At 49.6% G+C, this 21,500-nt stretch carries 17 protein-coding genes and 1 pseudogene; 4 read left to right on the top strand and 14 right to left on the bottom strand.

Annotated elements, in window-relative coordinates; genetic code table 11:
• Nucleotides 1-400 precede the first annotated feature (400 nt).
• From T18_RS13485 to T18_RS13470, 4 genes are all read left to right on the top strand, one after another.
• On the top strand, nucleotides 401-1,258 hold the full coding sequence (locus tag T18_RS13485) for a glycosyltransferase family 2 protein (RefSeq protein ID WP_038495205.1): 858 nt from the start codon (nucleotides 401-403) through the stop codon (nucleotides 1,256-1,258).
• A 115-nt stretch (nucleotides 1,259-1,373) separates the two neighbouring features.
• On the top strand, nucleotides 1,374-2,558 hold the full coding sequence (locus tag T18_RS13480; protein ID WP_038495209.1) for a rhamnan synthesis F family protein: 1,185 nt from the start codon (nucleotides 1,374-1,376) through the stop codon (nucleotides 2,556-2,558).
• A 1-nt stretch (nucleotide 2,559) separates the two neighbouring features.
• A complete protein-coding gene (locus T18_RS13475) occupies nucleotides 2,560-5,277 on the top strand; it encodes a glycosyltransferase (protein WP_051489724.1) in 2,718 nt (905 codons plus the stop codon).
• 192 nt (nucleotides 5,278-5,469) lie between these two features.
• Nucleotides 5,470-7,290: a glycosyltransferase family 4 protein gene (locus tag T18_RS13470; protein WP_038495212.1), complete on the top strand. Its 1,821-nt coding sequence runs from the start codon at nucleotides 5,470-5,472 to the stop codon at nucleotides 7,288-7,290.
• 56 nt (nucleotides 7,291-7,346) lie between these two features.
• On the opposite strand, the gene T18_RS13465 is transcribed toward T18_RS13470, so the two are convergent.
• The 14 genes and pseudogenes from T18_RS13465 to rfbC all read right to left on the bottom strand — a co-directional run bounded on the left by T18_RS13465 (nucleotide 7,347) and on the right by rfbC (nucleotide 21,499).
• Complete coding sequence (locus tag T18_RS13465) at nucleotides 7,347-8,831, bottom strand: hypothetical protein (RefSeq protein ID WP_038495215.1); 1,485 nt, start codon at nucleotides 8,829-8,831, stop codon at nucleotides 7,347-7,349.
• A complete protein-coding gene (locus tag T18_RS13460; protein WP_038495218.1) occupies nucleotides 8,828-9,937 on the bottom strand; it encodes a DegT/DnrJ/EryC1/StrS family aminotransferase in 1,110 nt (369 codons plus the stop codon). The genes T18_RS13465 and T18_RS13460 overlap by 4 nt, the downstream gene beginning before the upstream one ends.
• Nucleotides 9,934-10,340, bottom strand: a pseudogene (locus T18_RS28225) (sugar 3,4-ketoisomerase). Before T18_RS28225 ends, T18_RS13460 begins: the two are co-directional and overlap by 4 nt.
• Entirely contained in the window at nucleotides 10,337-11,296 is a 960-nt protein-coding gene (locus T18_RS13450; protein WP_038495221.1) for a GNAT family N-acetyltransferase, read from the bottom strand. The pseudogene T18_RS28225 and the gene T18_RS13450 overlap by 4 nt, the downstream one beginning before the upstream one ends.
• Nucleotides 11,293-12,213, bottom strand: coding sequence for a hypothetical protein (locus T18_RS13445; RefSeq protein WP_038495224.1), 921 nt, complete (start codon nucleotides 12,211-12,213; stop codon nucleotides 11,293-11,295). Before T18_RS13445 ends, T18_RS13450 begins: the two co-directional genes overlap by 4 nt.
• The gene (locus tag T18_RS13440) at nucleotides 12,210-12,884 is read right to left on the bottom strand and encodes an acetyltransferase (protein ID WP_038495227.1); all 675 of its coding nucleotides are present in this window, start codon (nucleotides 12,882-12,884) and stop codon (nucleotides 12,210-12,212) included. Before T18_RS13440 ends, T18_RS13445 begins: the two co-directional genes overlap by 4 nt.
• Before the next feature lie 6 nt (nucleotides 12,885-12,890).
• Nucleotides 12,891-13,634: a class I SAM-dependent methyltransferase gene (locus T18_RS13435; RefSeq protein ID WP_038495229.1), complete on the bottom strand. Its 744-nt coding sequence runs from the start codon at nucleotides 13,632-13,634 to the stop codon at nucleotides 12,891-12,893.
• Nucleotides 13,635-13,651: 17 nt separating this feature from the next.
• Nucleotides 13,652-14,602 (bottom strand): NAD-dependent epimerase/dehydratase family protein, encoded by a 951-nt coding sequence (locus T18_RS13430; RefSeq protein ID WP_038495232.1) that lies wholly within the window; start codon nucleotides 14,600-14,602, stop codon nucleotides 13,652-13,654.
• A gap of 107 nt (nucleotides 14,603-14,709) precedes the next feature.
• A complete protein-coding gene (locus T18_RS13425) occupies nucleotides 14,710-16,542 on the bottom strand; it encodes an ArnT family glycosyltransferase (protein WP_038495235.1) in 1,833 nt (610 codons plus the stop codon).
• 50 nt (nucleotides 16,543-16,592) lie between these two features.
• Nucleotides 16,593-17,705, bottom strand: a complete 1,113-nt coding sequence (locus T18_RS13420) for a glycosyltransferase family 2 protein (protein WP_198848189.1) — start codon at nucleotides 17,703-17,705, stop codon at nucleotides 16,593-16,595.
• Between the two features lie 404 nt (nucleotides 17,706-18,109).
• A complete protein-coding gene (rfbA, locus tag T18_RS13415; RefSeq protein ID WP_038495241.1) occupies nucleotides 18,110-18,976 on the bottom strand; it encodes a glucose-1-phosphate thymidylyltransferase RfbA in 867 nt (288 codons plus the stop codon).
• On the bottom strand, nucleotides 18,973-19,866 hold the full coding sequence (gene rfbD, locus T18_RS13410; protein ID WP_038495244.1) for a dTDP-4-dehydrorhamnose reductase: 894 nt from the start codon (nucleotides 19,864-19,866) through the stop codon (nucleotides 18,973-18,975). The genes rfbA and rfbD overlap by 4 nt, the downstream gene beginning before the upstream one ends.
• Before the next feature lie 5 nt (nucleotides 19,867-19,871).
• Complete coding sequence (gene rfbB / locus T18_RS13405) at nucleotides 19,872-20,927, bottom strand: dTDP-glucose 4,6-dehydratase (RefSeq protein ID WP_035200314.1); 1,056 nt, start codon at nucleotides 20,925-20,927, stop codon at nucleotides 19,872-19,874.
• 2 nt (nucleotides 20,928-20,929) lie between these two features.
• Nucleotides 20,930-21,499 carry a dTDP-4-dehydrorhamnose 3,5-epimerase gene (gene rfbC / locus T18_RS13400; RefSeq protein WP_038495247.1) on the bottom strand — a complete coding sequence of 190 codons (570 nt, stop codon included), beginning with the start codon at nucleotides 21,497-21,499 and terminating at the stop codon, nucleotides 20,930-20,932.
• Nucleotide 21,500 lies beyond the last annotated feature (1 nt).

The following is a 21,500-nucleotide window of genomic DNA, read 5'->3' as shown; positions in this document are numbered from 1 at the left end:
TAATGTCCAAGGCTGTGATCAAGGTTCTTGCCGTCTGTCTTCAAGGCTATGCAAATAAGCTCGCCGCGAATGAGTGTCAACCGATCAAGCTCGGCAGCGCTTGCAAGCTTGAGCGTTTATCTTTCCAGTGATGTCTATTGCCAACAGTCTTTAGCCTTAATTAGCGCGAGCGATATCCAAAATTTAAGAGCGGGATGAGGCAAGGTATTTGAGCTATGATCATTGGTTTGGGCTAAACGGCACGCTTGGCCATTCCAGCGAATTCGCGTAGAAGTGCGGGGAACGTGAAACAATGATCAGAACGGTTGCGTGGTCGGATTGATTGTGGTGACGTTCTTTCCTTCATTCCTCGCCTGTCGGCTTATTTGTCCGTCATGGCCGCAACCTAGTGTGATTTGACGTGACCCGTTATTCTTTGTCGGATGTTACGATAATATCTGTTTGTTACAAGAGCGACGATGTAATCGGCGGCATGGTCGCCTCGGTGCCTGATGAGGTGGCCATCGTGCTCGTCGACAATGGGCTTACAAACTCATTTAAAAGTTTGCCCAGCGAGCGTGCGATAAGAATTGTTGCGTTGACGAAAAACGAAGGTTTTGGCAAGGGGTGCAATTCGGGTGCACAAGCGGCGCAGACACCGTTTCTACTGTTTCTGAATCCTGATGCACGATTGAAGGAAGGTGCCGTCGAGGCTTTGCTCAATGCTGCCGTTGAGTACCCCAACGGCGCAGCATTCAACCCTCGAATTATCAATGACGCAGGCGTGCCTTATTTCAAGCGCCGTTCATATTTACTGCCCCGCAGTGCCTTTTTGAAACGGGGGTGGCCTGATGCAGACTGTAGGGTGCCGGTTCTAAGCGGCGCGGCCCTATTCGTATCAAAAGCCAAATTCGACGCTGTCAAAGGATTTGATCCGAACATATTTCTCTATCACGAAGACGACGACCTTTCGTTGCGGCTGCAAAAATTGGGGGCGTTGTATTTCGTTCGAAATTCCTTGGTTGAACACGCTAGCGGTCATTCAACCGAGCGTTCACCGGAGATCGCTTATTTTAAAGCTTTTCATATGGCACGTTCCCGGATTTATACGGGTCTAAAATACGGAAGACCTGTTCCAGTCCTGACAGCGCTGCTGAATGGAATTCTTCTTTTATTGTCACCTTCGAGTTTATTTTCCCGCAGGCGCCGTGCTAAGGCATTGGGGTTTATAAAAGGTACTAGACAAATGTCACAAGAACTGAAGGGGGGCCGCCTATGATTTCAGCCGCCTCGACGACTATACAGGCGAAATCCGGTTCGCGATCCGGTTTTTTATGGGTTCACTCGTGGATGCATCACCGGGTAAATTTCCACTCGGCATTTGAATAGAAACGATGGATAGTTTTTTTTCGTGGAAAATTCGTCGGGAATTCGTTCGTCTCGGCAGACAACTGTTAAACCTACCTGGCGAAGTCTTGCGCCTGCTTTATTTCCGACGTTGGTACGATTTTCGTACCTGCCGGAAAATAAGGCGAACTACCGGGCAAATCTCGATCGAGGACGAAGTTGGGGTATACCTTATTTTTCCAAAAGAAGGGCTTCTGCAGTCCCACGTTACGATGATTGAAGAAATGAGGCGTGCCCAGATCGCACCGGTCATCGTATCGAATTTACCCTTGTCTGATGATGATAGAGCAAAATTGATCCCTATTGTCGCACGAATTATCGAGAGACCGAATGTCGGATACGATTTTGGCGGTTACCGTGACGGATTTCTCGATCTAGCGGCTGAGTTGAGTAATGTGCAGAGAGCATGGATGCTGAACGATTCTGTTTGGCTCGTTCCTCAACCAACAAGTTGGTTCGAAGATGCGCGTATACTGGGTACAGATTTGGTTGCGGCTACCTCGAATTTTGCCATGCCTAGGGTGGCCCCTCATCGCTATAAGGAAATTATCTGGCGTCACCGAACCGACCACAAGAACTTCCACTACGCATCTTATGCTATGGGATTTGGTCCTCGTATCATCCGTGATCCGGCGTTTCTGCGGTACTGGCGTAAACTTCATATTACGGATGATAAAACACGAACCGTACGTCGTGGCGAGATCGGGTTGACGCAATGGGCGTTGCGTCATGGTTTTACTCACTCAGCGACACATGAAGTCGATCAGTTGGATAAAGAACTTGCGTCTTTCGACAACTCTGAAGTGGATCGTATCGCGCGTGAACTTGTAATTCCTGACGATGCAGCACTTGAAGGCATATTGGAAGGCGTACTTAGCATCGACCACAACACCCAGGAAGGTCGGGCGAACCGAATAGCTCTGATATTGGCGACCGTTTCAAGGCGCGCAAGCGCTTATGCGTTGCCTGGTTACGCTCTGCGGCGCGGTTTTCAGTTTCTGAAAAAATCTCCACTTTGGCTCTCCCGCGGCGGAGCTGCGACAATGGCCATGTTGATATCCAGGATTGATGGGCCTGTCGGAAATGAAATCCGAAACGAGGCGCGAATGTTGTTGCATCCTGAAGTAAAAAACCTCGCGGATGTAATGCGTGATGCCAATAAGGAGCCTTGAGATGGATTTTTTAAATGTTCCCTTTGGCGAACCGGTTTTCGTTGATCCAGATAAGGACTGGCTCCGATATGGTCCGTTTGCAATGTGGCTTGTCCATGCTCAACGCCCGCGTAACATTTTAGAGGTCGGGACAAACACCGGCTTTTTCTATTTTTCATTCTGTCAGGCTATTGCAGAGCGTGAGATTGAAGCGGAGTGTTTTGCTGTTTCGAACTGGCGGGATAATACCCGTGAGGGCTCCATTCCCAGCGACGCTTTCGAACAAGCTCTGTTGCTGAATCAGCGCTACACAAGCTTCAGTCGTGTTGTTAATGAGAATGTTTCACATGCATTGGACCAGATATCGGATAAATCTGTGGACATTCTGAGTGTCGACGCGCGTAATTGCGGTAGAGCAGTTGCCGAGGACTTTGAGAAGTGGACGGTTAAACTATCCTCGCGAGCCGTTGTGCTGATTTATGGCATGGGTACGGATGAGTGCAGTGACGCTAGTCAGCGCCAATGGCAGATGATAGTGGGAAGTCGCCCTTCGCTGACGCTGCCGCATCGAAGTGGTTTGACGATGCTGTTTTGGGGGGATAACATTAGTGACAGTCTAAAGCCGTTATTCCGCCTACTGAGTAATGAGGTGGGACGCGCGGCCGTGACTGACGCTTTTTTGTTGGCGGGCGAAGCATACGTTCGTTCTGTGATGATGAAAGATGCTGTCGAAGAATTCGAACATGATTTAAAAAATGCGGCTGTGCTTCACAAGAACAGTGGTGGTAAAAGGAATGTAGCCGTCTCCGAAAATCTTGAGAAACTCTTACAAGATGCGAGAAACCGACCGCTTAAACAGCTTCGCAAAAAGCTGGTCTTTAAATTCCTCAATATTCTGGCAAGCGGTAGCGGGCTGTTTTCCCCGCGGATGGTTGAACGTTTTAAGCGCTCAGCTGCGAAGCGCGACCCTATGCGGACTGAAATCCAGCAGTGGCGTGCTGCTGAAATGTCTTACGAAAAGGTACTCTCGCAATGGGCGCGTTTGCGCCAAAATTTATCTGCAGACCTGCGCAAACTAGCACTCGATTTGCAAGATGCGCCGCTAATATCGTTGGTCGTGCCGGTTTACAATCCTCAACCACGGCTGCTTTCCGAGTTGATCGACTCTGTTCGCGCGCAAAGTTACCCAAATTGGGAGCTCTGTCTCGCAGACGACTGCTCAACTGATCCGGTGGTCAGGCGGGTCCTTGAGGATTATGAAAGGCGCGACGATCGGATCCGCATTATTTTCCGAGAGGAAAATGGGCATATTTCAAAAGCGACAAATAGCGCAATCGAGATTGCGAAAGGCAAATACATCGCATTGGTTGATCACGATGACCTGCTTGACCATGATGCACTGCTGCTCGTGGCGCAGATGATCAACGTGCAACCCGATGTTAAAATTATCTATACTGATGAGGACAAAATACGGGAGGATGGAACCAGATATGATCCTCATTTCAAGCCGGATTGGAATCGAGAACTACTGTACGGCATGAATTATATTTCGCACCTCGGTGTTTATGACGCGGAGTTAGTGAGAAAGGTCGGAGCATTTCGTGCGGGATTTGAGGGGGCACAGGATTACGACTTGCTTTTGCGTTGTATAGAACTCGTCGAAGACCGGCAAATTCGTCATATCCCGAAGGTTCTTTATTCCTGGCGGGCTTCACCGGGCAGCACGGCAGCATCAAATGAGTCTAAGCCTTACGCGACGGAAGCTGGGCGCTTGGCACTGCAAGAGCATCTTTATCGTACCGTCGGTAAAGACGTTCCGGTTGTCGCGGGGCCGTTTCCGTTTAGTTATCGTGTTTTGTGGCCAGTCGAGGGCAAGCCGCTTGTCTCGATAATCATGCCCACACGCGACCATTTGAACGTCCTTAAAGTGGCTGTCGAGTCTATACTTGAGAAGACAAACTATCATCATTTTGAATTGATCATTGTTGACAATCAGTCTGTTAATCTCGACACGTTGGCGTGGCTCGATCAAGTTCAAAAACATGACAGGCGCGTACGGGTGATACGTGATGAGCGACCGTTCAACTATTCCGCTTTGAATAACAATGCGGTTGCTCAAAGCAACGGCGAAATCATCGCTCTCGTAAACAATGATATTGAGGTCATTTCCCCGGATTGGCTGTCGGAAATGGTTGGATTGACCCAGCGGCCAGGCGTCGGTTGCGTGGGTGCAAAATTACTCTATCCTGACGGTCGTCTGCAACATGCTGGCGTCGTAATAGGTATGGGCGGTGTTGCCGGGCACGGGCATCATCTTTTCCCGCGCGACCACGGTGGCTATTTTGGTCGGTTGAAGCTTAGGCAGAGCTATAGCGCCGTGACTGCAGCCTGCTTGACGGTGCGGCGTGAGGTTTATGATCGCGTTGGTGGATTAAATGAAGAAGATCTCGCCGTTGCTTTTAACGATGTTGATTTCTGTCTGAGGATACGTGCGGCCGGCTATGAAAACGTCTGGACTCCCTGGGCTGAGCTTTATCACCACGAATCCTTAAGTAGAGGATACGAGGACACGCCAGAAAAAAAAGAGCGATTCAAGAAAGAAGTAGAGTTTATGAGGAGCAGATGGAAGACAAACCAGTTCCCAGATCCGGCGTATAATTCCAATCTGTCGCGAAACAGTACCAGTTTTGTTATGGACCATTCCGTTTGGCTGCTGGATGATGTTGATTTTCGTAACTAGTCGAAACGCTTTCTTTTTTCGTCAAATTTATATTAGTAATAGCTTGAAATTTCCTCTTGGGGTGCCTTTGGATATAAGTAGGGACAAGACACTGCACCGCCAGGTGGTGAAACTATTTGACAGGCGCATATCGATCCCGTTCGGTTTTTCCAGCGATTTGTAACATGCCTGTAGACGAGACTAGGAGAGGTTATGAAGAGGGTTTTAAAACCGGTCACTAGCTGTTCACGTGGCTTCGCTGCACGTGTAAGGGGAACAATCCCGAGGGATTTCAGTTCTAAATACTATTTGAAGGCCAACCCTGATGTCGCCGCGGCAGGTTATTCTGCTGTCGAGCACTACCTAGAATATGGCAAGGCAGAAGGCAGGACATATAAATTGGCTAAGCCGAAAATGACAATGGCGCTAAATTCGTTAGTGGGTTACATAAGGGAGAGCATTGAGCGTTCCTTGGGAAATATTCCTCGCGATTTTAAATCGCAAGACTACCTCGAAGCCAATCCCGACGTTGCTGCAGCAGGTCATTCCGCAGTTTCGCACTTTTTGGAACACGGGAAGTCAGAGGGCAGAACATATAAATTGGAGTCGCCGGTGGAGAAAACCGTCAAGGCTCCGGACTCTTCAAAAAAAAATATACTCTTTGTCAGCCATGAAGCTTCGCGTACGGGAGCTCCAATTGTATGCCTCAAGCTGATTGAAGCTTTGAACGAAAAGTATAACATCATTTGCCTCTTGCTAGGTCCTGGTGCCCTAGAAGACAACTTCGAGAGAAGTGTCAATAAAATCTACAAGATCACCAAAAATCATCCGATTTTATGTCTACGCGCCGTAAACGAAATTCTAAAGGCTGACAATATTCATTGCGCGATCGTCAATAGCGTTGTTTCGATCTACGCTCTTGAAGCTTTGAGCAACAATCAAATTCCGACGATCTCGCTGATTCATGAGTTTACAACATATATAAACCCTCATCATTTCATGGAAGCTATTATCCGCAGTTCGTCGGTAACGGTTTACTCGGCGGAAATTATCAAGGCTGACGCGGTAAACCATGTTCCGGAATGGCAGCCAAATCACCGTTCTTACGTCGTTCCACAGGGTAGGTGTGTCCTGGAAGGAAATCCGGAGAAAGACAAGGTGGACGCGGCATTCCAACCCGCGGGTTTGAATGCCGCTGCTAAAGTAATTATGGGTGCAGGCTCATTCAGTTTTCGCAAGGGTGTCGAGTTTTTCCTCCAAACCTGTTCCTACATCCTAAAGAATTCGACCGATAAGAATCTACGATTTGTCTGGTTCGGCGGTGGTTATGACCCAGAGAAAGATTTTGAATTTTCTCTCTACTTTAAAGAGCAAATTATTCGGTCCGGTTTGGAAAATCATATCGAGATTGTTGGAAACATCGGTAGTCTTGAATACGCATACAGCCGTGCGACCGCTTTCTTGCTAACGTCTCGATTGGACCCGCTTCCAAATGTTGGTCTGGATTCCATCTGCCACGGCCTTCCGATTTTCTGTTTCGCCGGAGCTTCCGGCGTAGCAGATGTATTGCAAGAGGAAGGGCTCGGTGACCTGCTTATCTCTCCGCATCTGGATAGCTATGACATGGCAAAAAAAGTTGTCGACGCACTTGAAAAATCAGACGAATTGCGTCGCATTTCGGAACAGCTGAGCGAGATTGGTCGCAGAAGATTCAGCATGGAGCGCTATGTCAACGATATTGACGCTCTAATCGACATTGCGGTCCAAACAAACCATGAAGGTAAAAAATTAGCTGCGAGGATTGCTGACAACGACCTCATAGATGTAGATTTTTGGGGGCAGCAAAAAGAAATTAGAGGTTTTCCGAAGCCGGAAACCCGTGAAGCTGCCGCATGGCAGTATGTTCGCGAAACTCAATCAGGGATCAAACGGCGCCGCCCTAGGGCTAATTTTGAAATATTTGATATTGTCGAGCGGGAGACAATCAGTATCGATGTCGCTCTCAGAAAATTCTCACAAGGAGACTTTGGATAATATAGAAACGAAATTGCCCCGCTCATCGCGGTACTTGGTTGGAGCGAACTACAATTTTACTGATTTACCAGTGCGTTGTACGCTTCTAAAATACGCAGATATTCAGTATGAACCTTCGCGTACTCTTTATGCATCCTACTGAGCTCATTTCTAAGATCGAGGGTTTCCTGCTTGTCATCGATGAGACGCTCTTCGTCTAAAAACGCCTGCAACCCATCACTAAAGTAGCTTCGTAAGTCGGGTTGATGGTCTGCCCACCCGGACGTTTTTTTGATGGCCGCGCTTAAAATCGCGGGAGTGTAATTTTGCTCGTAAAAAACGCGAGACATCACCGAATGCCGAGATAGATCATCCTCTGTTATTTCCTTGAGCAACTTGAATAGCTCGGCCGTATTCGCCCAAGAGTAACATTCGGGGTAGGCGACGAAATAGCTGCTGGTTAAGAGTGAACGATAATTTTTGTGCGCAAGAACAGGAATTCCTGCCGCCATTGCTTCTATAACTGATTTAGCTCCACCATAAGGAAACGATACGAGATACATGTCTACAGAGTATTCAGTGAGCGCGGTCGCTACAGATGCTACCCACGGAACATGGTAAAAACGCGATGCATCAATGCCGAGTTGAGCAAGGCGTGCGTGGATTTCCTCGAGCCGTTCTTGCTGTAGAGGGCCAACATGAATATGAGTTCCGCCGGTTGAATGAAGTATTTCAGGGATTATCTTAAAATAATCGTAGGTGTATCCCCCAGCTTCGAATTTTTCTTCTCTGCCTACAGCACATGTCGTCAAGCCCGCAGAAAGTTCGAATACTGGCGATCGTGCCGAACAGTGCCCCTGGAATACAATAGGCCAATACCGGTTGTCGTGATTCTTTAGACTGTTTCGGCAGTTGCAGTACGCGAATTGAGCAACATCGACATGAATGAACTCTTCACAAGTTACGCCAAGACAAAGATGATGATCTGCATGGTGGATAAAAAACATCTCCGGTGCAGTATGGATAAGAGCAGCCACAATCGCAGCTGAGTCTTGATTATGGGTAATCAGAAGCATTTTTTGTGGGCAAAGTTCCTTAAGGCGTCTTGTTAGCAAATCCACTCGCTGTTTACTGTCCTTTGCCTTAACAGTGACGACGCTGATGCCGAATGTTTGAGAAAATTCGTTAGACAAAACATCGTCTATTCTATCGAAGCAATCCGTTAAAACGAGCGTGATTGGCGCAGGGAATTCCCCGGATCGGATGTAGTCCTTAATAAGTTCAACATGGCCGCCAGCTTTAGCTAGTTCGGTAGCTAAGATAACGGTTCCCACGGTAGATTCCGAAGAGGAGCCCAAATCCTCATTTTTGCGGTGATACGCTGCGATGTTTCGACACATCTCGTCGAGATCTTTGCTAGCGAGAGTTCTCGCTACCGATCTCTGATTGTTGATCACAACGTCTACAGCGTTCCTGACAATATCAAGCGCTCTAGCCGTGTCCGAGGCTTCCAGAGCTTCTTCAGTACATCTCTTCACATTGCCGAGATTGTAGATGCTCATGAGGACGCTGCCCCCTTATGAAGGAGATCTGCCACATACTCGACTGCCGCGTCAGACATCTGTGGGCCGATAGGTAGACTAATCACCTCTCCCGCTAGTCGCCGGGCCACAGGGAAACTTTCTGGTTTCCAATTCTCATCTGAGTAGGCCGTCTGCATATGTGGCGGGATGGGGTAGTGAATAATTGTGCCGACCGACTTTTCGTTGAGCATTTTAGCAAAACTCTCTCGCCGAAGATGGCGGATCACAAAAAGATGCCATGCGTGTTTGTATCCGACTGGTTCGTTAGGTCCGACTATCCCCGGAACCGTTGATATTGCGCCAATATATCGTGATGCGATTGACGCACGGCGTTCATTCCAACGGTCCAGATATTTCAGTTTGACGCGCAGGACGGCCGCCTGCAACGGATCCATTCGGCTATTGTATCCGCGCACCTCGTTTACGTACCGGGTCCGAGTTCCATAGTTGCGCAATATACGTATTTTATCAGCAATCACGTCATCGTTGGTTGTTATCGCACCGGCATCGCCAAGTGCTCCGAGATTCTTGCTGGGATAAAAGCTCCATGCCACGACGTGACCGTGCCCACCGATACGATTTTGATCGTAGACGGCCCCATGTGCTTGAGCCGCGTCCTCCAGGACTTTCAATCCATGTCTGGAAGCGATGTCTAGGATAGTGCCCATATCAGCCGGCAAGCCGTAGAGATGAACAGGCAAAATCACCTTTGTTCTATCGGTAATGGCAGCCTCGATGCGTCCGGCATCAATATTGTGGGTGAAAGGGTCTGGTTCGACAGGGACGATTTTTGCTCCACATTGGCTAACAGCCAACCAGGTCGCAACATAGGTGTTGGATGGAACGATTACTTCGTCTCCGGTTTCAACACCTAACGCTCGCAAACCAAGATGAAGCGCCTCGAGTCCGTTACCAAGAGCAACGGTGTGTTTCACTTGGCAATAGTCTGAAAATTCAGCCTCGAAAGCCTCGATCTCTTCACCAAGAATGTACCATCCGGAATCGAGTACCCTGTGAACGGCCTCATCTATCTCCGCGCTTATCTCTTGGTAAGCGGCTTTTAGATCAAGAAAGGGTACCTTCATATTACAGTACCTTTTTTCTCTTTCAGGAACTCATCATAGTCGCGGATGTAGTCGCTTTCATCATAAAGCATAGAGGCCAAAACTAAACAAACCGAACCTGGATCAAAATTAATCTCCGAGGCCCAGATCATTGGCTGTACATGCAAGCCATGCCACGGCCTATTGAGGTGAACGACTGTATTATCTGTCCCGTCGTCCAAACAAACATCGAAACTTCCCGAAAGGCAAACTAGAAATTGGTGAAGTTCCCGGTGCGCATGAGCGCCCCTACCTTCTGCCGTGGGAACGTCATACAGGTCTTAATATCGAAAGGAATGTGGTGGCCGCCTTCGACGAACGTCAGGCTTCCGCGCACGTCCAGACGTCTCGGCAACTCCAAGACCTTGCAATCCGAAATCTTCACCGCTCCTCCAGTCCAAGTTGATATTGTTCATAGGTGACGCCTGCACCACCAAATTCGGCTTTAAAACGATAGAGGCCGCCATTCAGCACATGGCCACCGTTTTCATTGCAGGTGCCAAAGTCAAAATATCGAACCCCGGCGTTTTGTGCATCGCGAATAATCTCATCAAATACAGCGTCGAGAGCTGCAAGTTCGTAACCATGTTCACTCGATGCTATGTACTGGGCATGCCAAACACGAGCGGTTTTAAAAAGGAGAACACCCGCTACAAGTATATCGTTGTTAAATGCTCCGTACAGTTCTATCTCAGTCGAAAAGCGGCGCGAGAGAAGCGATATTTCCTCCAGACTGTGTACGGGTACAGCCTCATGTTTCCGCGCGAGATTAGCCGACAGTATCGGCCAAAACTGATCAAATGTGCGGATGTCTCGTTTGATATTTACCGCCGCGCGTGCTTTTTTTAGCGACCGTATCCGTCGGTGGCTGGGTTTAAGACGATGCGCAAGGTCAATGGCGACAGCAAGGTCGCAGCGTATACGAGCCGCGCCAAGCCTCCATAAAGCATAGCTATCGTCTTGAGCGGGGGCTATCGCATAGATATTGGGGATGGCCTTGTAAATTAGCCTCCGGAATTTCTTTTCGCGAAAATATATCGAGAGTTTATCCATGACTTCGAGCATACGATCGCCCGAAATAGTACCATCGTGGACGATGCCGCCGTAGGTTAATCCTGGATGGCTTACAACTGTCTCAGTATCAGCAGCTGAACGCGCGGCCGGAAATACCCCAACAGGTTCCGTCTTGAAGATAACGAAGACAGACATATCTTCGAAGCGCCCGCCGTGGTAGCTAAGAAACTTGCGGGAATGCAGCAACGTACCATTGATGCTGCGCGATACGACAGCATCCCACAGTTCGTTTTCAGTACTTGAGAAAGGCCTTATCTCTAAAGTCACTCTACCAGCTCCGCCAAGGCGAAACCCTCTTTTCCGAAGTCATTACCGTTATAAAAGCAGTATGTTTTGTCGGCTACTGTGATGACGGCGGAATACATAATGGCATCACTGTCGAAGCCGCCCGGTGTGACATCCAGTCCCATTTTTTCGTCTTTGCGAATCCAGTTCAACCCATCTGACGATTCTGCGTAACCCAGTCGATAGGCTTTCAGCGAACGGCGTCTGATTGAATAAAATAATTGATAGCTACCTTCGCCTTGCTTTACGACCCATGGGCGACCAAAACCATGTTCGTCGTCACCAGAGATTGACATAACAACATCGCCGAATTGGGGCCAGGAAATCCCATTTTGGGACCGGACGTGACGTAGATCATAAACGGGCATCGACTTGCCATCAATGTCCGTCCATCGATCGCCTCCGACATACCAAAGCCTAATTTCATCTTTGTCTATCATTGGAAACGGCCCGCAGCGGAAAAGCATTTCCTTGTCACTGCGATCTAGAACCGGCACCTTGGAATGGCGATTAAACGATCGCCCTCCGTCATCGCTAATCGCAAGCCCGGTAAAAATTCGATATCGAATTTGAGTACACAACTCGAAACCGGCGTAATACATGAGATGGCGATCGCCGGTTTTGATAACACCCAACGCCACGACACCATTGTCATCAAATGCGCCGGACTCACCTGGTCCCAGAGACAGGGTATCTGGCGCGTGTCTCACAATGGTTGGGTCATTTGCGTCAACCTCCACAAATGTCGCGTGTCCGCGACCCTCAGCATCCAAGGTTGAGACGTAAACACGAATTATGTTATCGTCAATTTGAATTGGCGTGGGACACATTGCGTGGCTGAGTGCCCAAGGTTTGGTCTGATCAGGCCCCCAAACGAGTCCTCGCTTAAGCCATTTCATTTTGCAACCTTGAAAAACCGCAATGCGGAAACCTTCGTCGGTTGATCTTGATCTACCCGGAAAAGTTGACCATCCTGTGTATTTGACGAAATGGTGACGGATGGCCCAAGCCAATTGTCGGCAGCAACAGTAACGTTGTTCGCGATCGCTGAATTAACGCCGAGAAAACAGTTTTCACCGACGTAGCAAAATCCCGATATGACGACATGAGAAGAGACAAATACGTTGTTCTGTATCTTGGTATGGTGTCCAACATGGTTCCCGCTCCACAGCACCACATTGTCACCGATCGAAACAAATGGCTGGACGGTATTATGCTCCATGATGAAGCAATGCTCTCCAATTTGGGCGTTGTGCCAGACAAAGGCGCGACTGCTGATATAGCTCGCCGGCTGATACCCCATGTCTTTCGCGGCCTTATAGAGGCGGGTACGGAGCCTATTGAGCTGAGAATATACAATAGCAACGTAAAATTTCACGTCATCCTTGCCAAAAATATCGGGCAACTCTTCGAAGACGAAGATCGGCAGGCCAAATAACTCCGTCTTCGTCCGGTACGCTCGCTCAACTGCGAAGCCGATAACCTCGTATTCAGAGTCTTGAGAGAAATATTCGTAAGCTACTTCTGCAAACGCGCTATCGCCCACTATTATCAGTTTTTCTTTGAACATCTTTGATCAGGGCCTAGCAATTAACACATCTTCGCGGCGGTTTTCCATTGGTAGACGGGGATCTTGCGGCACGACAAATGCATCGAAACCTTGCGCCCTCGCTCTCGCGATGATTGAGAGTATCACTGCATCATCTATCTTGTCGAACTCAATGCGATTGAACGCGATGTCGGGCTCCGTAGCGCTCCCTGTAAATTTGCGATGATACTCTCGGCCAGCTTCACTTGCGAAGAAACGCCGCCGCTTCGAAATGTTTGGAATATCTCCAATCAGCATCTTCCCGCCGGGTGCAAGCAAAGAAAGGGCAGTATCGAGAAATTTATATAAAGGCATTTCAACAAAAATATACTGAAACACGCTGTAACAGAGGATAGCGTCGAATGAGCCCGTATGTTCCTGAACGAACTCGGACATGTTAGGAAAAGCTCCTGGTAGCTTATGGACATGAGATGCTTCCGGCAAAAGGCCCAACATTTCTGCGCTATCAATCATGTATGTTGTTTGGGATAGCTCACGGCCTCTTTCTATTATCATCAGTGGTAGATCGCTACATCCGGCGCCAATATCCAGTATTTTAGCGCCGCTCCGCTCAAGCCCGGAGAGTTTCGTTGCGATATCATCAAAAATCGCAGTCTCGAACCCCGCGCGATATGAATCGGGAAATCCTATTTTTTCGTATTTCGATAAGGATGAGTCTTTGGCCATTTGGCGAAAGTCTTCAAAGCCGCCGTCGCGATTATTATTAGCCAAGACCTACCTCGTACAACTTATGAAAGGCGGGAGCCGCCGTCCTTAATCCAGTTCGAAAAACGAAGAAGCCCTTCCTCGAGCGAAATTTTTGGCGTCCACCCCAGCAACCTTGCTGCGGCAGAGATGTCTAGCACGTTTGCCGGCACATCATATGTGCGCCCTTCGACATATTTTTTATTTGTCCGCCGGCCCGTCACTTTTTCAATTGCAGACAAAATCTCGTTGATGCTGTAACCGACGCCTGCGCCGATGTTAACGACACATCCGCCCTGGATGTTGACATCAGCTGATCGAACCATAGCATCTATCGCGTCATCGACATAGATATAGTCTCGGATAACGCTGCCGTCTCCCCAAATGCTTATCTCCTCGCCACGCAGCGCACGCGCTAAGAAAACAGCTATTGCTCCCTGCTGGGCGTCGAGCCTTTGCCCAACGCCATATGGGTTTGCTAGCCTAAGCGTGACATATTCAAGTCCATGAAGTGACCGATAAAGATCCAGGTACTTCTCGATAGCAAGCTTGGTGATGCCGTATGAGGATGTGGGATACGTGCTGTGCTCCTCTGAAATGGGAATGGTCTTAGGAACACCATAAACAGTCCCACCGGAAGATATAAAGACGATGCGTTTTACACCCGACTTCACAGCGCATTTAAGCAGCTGAAGAGTCCCCAACAAATTGGTCTCGACATCGAAGGTCGGGTTTGCATTCGAAGTGCTGGCTATCGTTGTCGAAATTAGATGAAAACAAACATCAATTCCATTCAGGGCAGTTTCAATATCCGATCGTGCCAAAAAATTCCCTGAAAAATGCTCAACGTTAGAAGCACTCTTTTCCTCACTTGCCCCACCACGTTTTTCATTCAGTGCCCGATCAAAACTACGAACAAAGTAACCTTTTCTCTCGAGCGAATCCACGAGATTCTTTCCTAGAAATCCCCCGCCTCCAAGCACCAAACACCGCATTGTTCCACATACTTCCCGTTTAATGATTTCCTGAACCGAGTCACCTTTTTAGATGCAGGCGAGACCGATGAAGATTGCCTCGTGAACAAACTCTCGCTTAGTCTACACTACTCCCTGCTTGCAAACTCGCCCCCGACCAAAAAACCAGACCGATTGCGCTCGTCATCAAATAGTGCTGCCTTTTTTTCAAGGCTTAATGATCCGGTAGCGTTTTCCTGGAGTCCTTTTCCACACTCGGCAGCGGGCTTGCGGAATATATCGAAAAATTGGCCGTGGGTCGGTGTGTCGATGGTGGCGACCACAGAATAATGATTCTGCGAAAGTGCAGCGCGTAAGTTTTCAGGATTTGCTGGAAAAGGAAACTCACCCTCTATGCTGTTTAGCATGACTACGTAGCAAGCACTCGAAACAGGCGCGCTTGTAAGCCATATTCCGTAGTGGGCAACGTCGTCGGTGACAGCAGTGGGATCGATTTGCTGTAATGGTAGGAATGAACCAACTGTCTGTATTCTTGCTAAGTTGACGGAATTGACATTCGCCAAAATATGTCGCGATGCGAATACCACACCAAACTCTGATCCAGGCAATTCGGTCAAGGCGCGCGATAGCTCCGAGCTCGTATTCATCCAAGCGGCGCCTATAGACCTGATTTGGTCGCCGTTATTACCGCGGCCATACCTATCGCCGATATAGTTTTCCATAATTCCACCACAAAACGCCACAGGACCTATGTCAACACCTGACGCTGAAAATCCCGTCTCATAAGCCTCGCATAACCGTTGATCAGCATGTAAGAAGTACACTGGGGTAACGCAAAGCAAAGCAATGGAAGCAGCAAGATATCTTATCCGAGTTGTCCTAATAATGTTCGCTAGAGAACCCGCCATCGCAACTACTAGCGGTGGCAACAAAGGCAAGTCAAAGGCCGTCCCGATGTTTCGTGATGACATCAAAGTCAGAAGGCATAGCGATGTCAGTAGTAAAACGTGGGCAGAGAACGAAAGGCCTTTTTTTCGTTCGTTCTTTGAAATAACTAGACTGATAGCAATCGCACATAAGCCAATTAGAAAAAATATTATATGTGTAAGTTTAGTGTATTTAGTGAACAAATAGAGCCTAAACTTAATGTCATCATAGCTAAAAATACCTTCTCCTGCTCCATACTCAGCCGCTTTCCGCCCGTAACCGAATGAGAAAAGGTATTCAAATACTATATGGAAATTTACCGCGAACCAAGGCCCGCATACCATCGCGAATGTAGCAGTCCCGACAAGTATCGATAGCACTAGCGTTTTAATATGAGTGCGCCAAAAAAGGCCTTCTACCAGAAAAACCAATGCGAAAGCTGGCAAAAACGCCAATGCCATTGTGCGTGATAAGACCATCAATGCTGCGCAACACCCAACTGCTGCGACCCAGCCGAGTTTGGCCATACCTTCGCTGCGGCGGTAGCAATAAATAGTTGCGATGAAAAACAGAGCTGTTGGTATACCAAAATTAAACAGGCGAGAAAAATCAATAACGTATGGAGTTGTTGCAACTATTATCAGTGAAAAAAAGCCTACACTGCGGCCGTATTCTCTTGCAGCTAGCAGGTAAACCATAAAAAGCAGGAAGAATAAGATAAAACTATTGGTCGTTAGTGCGATCCATTCCGAGTAGGTACCAGCTTCAGTGGTGATAAAAGAAGCAACTACCATCGTGAGGGGTGCTTGGCCCGTCGGCGTAAAGAATGCATGGAGCCAGCCCACTATGCCGCCGCCGATAAGCGCACGTTCGAGCGCGATCGAGTATCCAATATAACCCGCTTCGTCGATATCGAGTCCGCCACCGGTCCTGTAAAACATCACCCAACGAACGCTGACTGCAGCAAACAAAGCACAGAGTATGATTGCACCAAAAATCGCGTAATCGCGGCTGTTATTTTCTTTGGTAAGCAATCCGGAACCTCATTTTTATAATTCGTCTGCAAAGTCTAAATGCTCGCCGGTCAGTTTTTCCAAGTGAGCATCGATGCCGCCGCGTAGTTATACACTGCTCCGAGGAGCGCCCCGGCTAGTCCAGATAGCAAAGCATCCGAGTGCCATGCCTCGTTAATCCAGCTCGCGACCCCCACATTGGCAATGGTACCCACACTGCACGCGGCATAAAACGTCAACAATCCCGTGAAGAAACGCACGCCGCGGAGTTTTTTATCCCGATAAGTCAACTCGTTGTTCAGGATAAAATTACCTGTCATCGCAACCATGGTCGCCACAAACTGAGCCATCGAAAATGACAGCTGAACTGCATCCAGCATTATCCGAAGAGTCAGCAGATGAACCAAGACGCCGAATGCACCGACGGAAGCGAACATCAAAAAGCGCACCGGCAAAACGCCACCGGATATTTTTGATAACAGAAGTCCCAAGTAATCAACCGTTACAAGTGATCCGAGTTTGGAGGTTCCTTCGAAGCGTTCTCGAAACTTGAACGGAATTTCTACTGTTCGAAGATTTGACGGTGAAGATGATATGAAATCAAGCAGTATCTTAAAACCTTCCTTGGAGAGTGCTGGTGCAACCTCTTCAAACGTCTCGCGCCTCAACATAAAAAAGCCGCTCATCGGATCTGAAATACTAATTTTCAGCGCCCGTCTAGCGAGCTTTGTCGCCGTATCCGAACCCCATTTGCGCAGGCGAGAGAAGCCTTCATTAGACGAACCTCCGGCGACATAGCGGCTGCCGACTGCCAAATCCTGTCCGCCCTCCAGCGATCGCAGCATTTCCGGAACAATAGATTCATCATGCTGAAGATCGCCGTCCATAACCAAAACATACGGTGCAGAGCTTGAGAGGATACCCTCTATGCAAGCACCTGCAAGACCTCGGCGTCCTACACGCCTGATACATCTGATACGCGAATCCGCAGCAGAAAGTGATTTCACCAGTTTCGACGTGCCATCTGGACTATCATCGTCAACGACGATCAACTCCCATGCTGTTTCCCCAAGGGCCAAATCCAATCTTTTTACCAGTTCGCGGATATTCTGACTCTCATTGAACGTCGGCACGACGACGGAAAGCTCGAGCGGTCTGGATAAAGCTGCTTGGATCATATTCATTTCGAGTCGTTTCCGAGGTGCGTTCATATCTTTGAGGCCTACTACCGCAAAGGGCTGCAGTTGAAAAGTGGAGTTGCCCCTAAAAGGCCAACATCCTCCGGAGAGTTAGCGAAAGTTATCGCGACACCCTTCTCACCATGAGGATAACGGCTTCTACAGAGAAAAGGCATACCTTCCCCAAGAACAGTGGCACAGTTTCGACGCCCTGGGAGTTCAGTTTGTTCCAACTGGTATACTGGTGAGCGACCGCCCTTTCTGGATAGAGTTGGCGACATTCCGTACGTCAAAATCGACGATGACCAGGCCTCGCGCTTCGCAAACTTCCATGTTGCGTATCTTCGCCAGGAAGGTCTCTGGTAAATTCCGGGCTGTTCGGAGCCCTATCTAGCGGCTTTTCGACTATGTTACGAGCTTGCTAAACGTCGTAGGTAAACGCCATAATCGCCCTTGCCCGCGGATTCAGCGATCTGTTCAAATTTTGATGCGGTGATGAATCCTTTATTCAAAGCAATCTCTTCAGGGCAAGCTATCTTGAAACCCTGACGCTTTTCCAAGGTGCGCACAAATTCCCCGGCTTCGAGCAGGCTATCCGGCGTTCCCGTGTCGAGCCAGGCGTAACCGCGGCCCATGATGGAGACTTTCAGCTTGCCGCGTTCGAGATAAATGCGGTTCACGTCCGTTATCTCATACTCGCCGCGCGCGGAAGGCTTGAGATTGGCTGCGATGTCCACGACATCGGCGTCATAAAAATACAGACCGGTAACGGCCCAGTTGGATTTGGGCTTTAACGGCTTTTCTTCAATGGACAGCGCGCGCATCTCGCTATCGAATTCAACGACGCCATAACGTTCAGGATCGTTGACGTGGTAGGCGAAAACGGTGGCTCCGTCATTGACGTCAGTACCGCTTTGCAAGAGCTCCGGCAGTCCGTGCCCGTAATAGATATTGTCGCCGAGGATCAGGCAAGACGGGGAGCCACCAATGAAGTCGGCACCGATCATGTAGGCTTGGGCAAGCCCGTCCGGGCTTGGCTGAACGGCGTATTCGATCGAGAGACCCCATTGGGAACCGTCTTTCAGAAGGTTCTGGAAAAGCGGCATGTCATGTGGTGTCGAGATGATGAGGATCTCGCGAATGCCGGCCAGCATCAACGTCGTCAGCGGATAATAGATCATCGGCTTGTCGTAGACGGGCAGGATCTGCTTTGACACCGCCAATGTCATAGGATGCAGACGGGTTCCGCTGCCTCCGGCAAGAATGATGCCCTTCATGGCATTTCCTTTTTGTTCTGCGCTAGGGCGGCCATGACCGCGCGCGTTGATGTCTGCCATTCCGGCAATCTTATTCCATAAACTTCTTCCAGCTTACAGCAATCAAGCCGGGAGTTTGCCGGGCGTCGGGCCGGCGTCGGATATTGTGCGGTCGTGATGTCGTTGACAACAATCGACTTTCCGCCATTTTCCGCAGAAAATGCGAATATCTGCTTGGCAAAACCTGCCCAGTTCGTTTCACCTGTGCCTGACATGTGAAAAACGCCGCGAAGATGCGCAGAAGGATCCGTCGCAAGTCTTTTTGCGATCGACACAATTGCGATGGCGATGTCATTTGCCGAGGTGGGGCAGCCAAACTGGTCCGCAACCACATTGATCTCGTCGCGGCTTTCGCTTAGCCGCAGCATGGTTTTTACGAAATTGCTGCCATATTCCGAATAGACCCATGCGGTTCGCAGAACAGCATAGTTGTCGGTCATTTCAGAGACAGCCTGTTCGCCTTCGAGCTTTGAGCGGCCGTAAACGGAGGCCGGTCCAGTGGGATCATTCTCGACGTAAGCAGTGGTCTTGGTGCCGTCGAACACATAATCCGTAGAAATATGAATGACGGGAACACCGATGTCATTTGCGGCTCGCGCGACGGCTTTTGCTCCGTCCCGATTGACGGCAAAAGCGATGTCTGGTTCGCTTTCCGCCTTATCCACGGCGGTGTAGGCAGCGGCCGATACCACGACATCGGGTTTCGCGTCCCGCAGCGCTTTGAAAACAGTGTCAGGTCGCGCAAGGTCAAGCTCCGGCCGGCCGAGAGCAACAATCTCCAGACCTGGTCCGGCCAGTGCCTGAAGGGCACTAACGACCTGTCCATTTTTCCCGGTGACTACCAGCCGCATCCGGTTCAGTCCTTCGTCAGAACGCCGAGGCGCTCACCTGAGTAGACGCCTTGACGTAGCGGCTCCCACCACCATTCATTGTCGAGGTACCATTCAACGGTCTTGCGAATTCCAGTCGCAAAATTTTCCTGTGCTTTCCAACCCAGTTCCGTTTCGAGCTTTGTTGCGTCGATAGCGTAGCGGGCATCGTGACCAGGGCGATCCGTGACGTATTTGATAAGCTCGGCATGAGGCTTTGACTGCGGGCGCAGTTCGTCCAGGATGGAGCAGATGCAATTCACCACATCGATGTTCTTCTGCTCGTTTCTGCCGCCGACATTGTACTTTTCGCCGGCGAGCCCCGTCTGGACAATGAGCCACAGAGCGCGGGCGTGGTCTTCCACATAAAGCCAGTCGCGGATGTTGGCGCCGTTTCCGTAGACCGGAAGCGGCTTGCCTTCCAAGGCGTTTAGGATGATCAGCGGAATGAGTTTTTCCGGGAAGTGGAATGGCCCGTAATTGTTGGAGCAGTTGGAAATCACGACCGGAAGGCCATAGGTCCGCTGCCATGCCGTGGCGAGATGGTCGCTTGCGGCTTTTGAAGCGGAATAGGGCGACGAGGGATCGTAGGGCGTTGTTTCTTCGAAGAGGCCATGCTCTCCGAGCGAACCGTAGACCTCGTCGGTCGAGACGTGAAGCATGCGGAAGGCTGATTTTGCGTCTTCGGCAAGACCGTTCCAATATTGCCGCGCTGCTTCCAGCATCGTGAAAGTGCCATTGATATTGGTCTGAATAAAATCAGCCGCGCCGGTGATGGAGCGATCGACATGGCTTTCGGCCGCCAGATGCATCACGTAGTCCGGCTGAAATGTCGCGAAAGCGTCATTCATTGCAGCCCGGTCGCATATATCAGCCTGAAGAAAGCGGTGGTTTGGCGCGTTTTCGATTGGCTTGAGCGAAGCCAGATTACCGGCATAAGTCAGCTTGTCGATTGTAAGGACATCCGCACCGACCTCGCTTACGAGATAACGCACAAGGGCAGACCCGATAAATCCGGCGCCGCCGGTGACTAGAACGCGCATCATCAGTTTCCAGTTTTTTCGTAGGTGAAATATTCAGGCAATTCAGACAAAGACGGCTGCTTGGCGTCCTTCTCGGAAAGCACGCAACCGTCTATCTTCGGCCAGTTGATGCCGATGGCGGGGTCATCCCATTTGACACCGTGATCATGCGCGGCGCTGTAGGGAGCTGTCACCTTGTAGGAGATAACGGTGTCGTCAACCAGCGTCATGAAACCGTGGGCAAAGCCTGCCGGAACCCACAGCTGCTCGCCGTTTTCCGGTGAAAGCTCAACGGCGGTCCATTGTCCGAACGTGGGTGATCCGGTTCTGATATCAACCGCAACGTCCAATAGTCGTCCACGAAGGCAGCGGACGAGTTTGCCCTGTGCGAAGGGTTGAGTCTGAAAATGAAGGCCACGAACAGTTCCGGCCTGCGCGGACAGAGATTCATTGTCCTGCACGAATTCGACATCCGAGACATTCTCGCGAAACCATTCCCGTTTGAAAACTTCGCTGAAGTAACCCCTGCTGTCTCCAAACCGAGCCGGAGTTATCTTTTTTAAGCCTGATATCGAGAATGCTTCTACCTGCACG

The organism is Rhizobium sp. TBD182, from assembly GCF_001950375.1.
Taxonomy (GTDB): domain Bacteria; phylum Pseudomonadota; class Alphaproteobacteria; order Rhizobiales; family Rhizobiaceae; genus Agrobacterium; species Agrobacterium tumefaciens.
The sequence above is the reverse complement of the archived record's forward strand: the minus strand, read 5'-3'. Positions and strand labels throughout refer to the sequence as shown.

What these genes read in the sequence shown, in the direction of transcription:
- T18_RS13430 (WP_038495232.1), bottom strand. Translation starts at nt 14,602, where the DNA reads ATGCGGTGTTTGGTGCTTGGAGGCGGGGGATTTCTAGGAAAGAATCTC.
- T18_RS13440 (WP_038495227.1), bottom strand. Translation starts at nt 12,884, where the DNA reads ATGTTCAAAGAAAAACTGATAATAGTGGGCGATAGCGCGTTTGCAGAA.
- rfbB (WP_035200314.1), bottom strand. Translation starts at nt 20,927, where the DNA reads ATGCGCGTTCTAGTCACCGGCGGCGCCGGATTTATCGGGTCTGCCCTT.
- rfbD (WP_038495244.1), bottom strand. Translation starts at nt 19,866, where the DNA reads ATGCGGCTGGTAGTCACCGGGAAAAATGGACAGGTCGTTAGTGCCCTT.
- rfbA (WP_038495241.1), bottom strand. Translation starts at nt 18,976, where the DNA reads ATGAAGGGCATCATTCTTGCCGGAGGCAGCGGAACCCGTCTGCATCCT.
- T18_RS13420 (WP_198848189.1), bottom strand. Translation starts at nt 17,705, where the DNA reads ATGAATATGATCCAAGCAGCTTTATCCAGACCGCTCGAGCTTTCCGTC.
- T18_RS13460 (WP_038495218.1), bottom strand. Translation starts at nt 9,937, where the DNA reads ATGAAGGTACCCTTTCTTGATCTAAAAGCCGCTTACCAAGAGATAAGC.
- T18_RS13445 (WP_038495224.1), bottom strand. Translation starts at nt 12,213, where the DNA reads ATGAAATGGCTTAAGCGAGGACTCGTTTGGGGGCCTGATCAGACCAAA.
- T18_RS13470 (WP_038495212.1), top strand. Translation starts at nt 5,470, where the DNA reads ATGAAGAGGGTTTTAAAACCGGTCACTAGCTGTTCACGTGGCTTCGCT.
- T18_RS13475 (WP_051489724.1), top strand. Translation starts at nt 2,560, where the DNA reads ATGGATTTTTTAAATGTTCCCTTTGGCGAACCGGTTTTCGTTGATCCA.
- T18_RS13480 (WP_038495209.1), top strand. Translation starts at nt 1,374, where the DNA reads ATGGATAGTTTTTTTTCGTGGAAAATTCGTCGGGAATTCGTTCGTCTC.
- T18_RS13465 (WP_038495215.1), bottom strand. Translation starts at nt 8,831, where the DNA reads ATGAGCATCTACAATCTCGGCAATGTGAAGAGATGTACTGAAGAAGCT.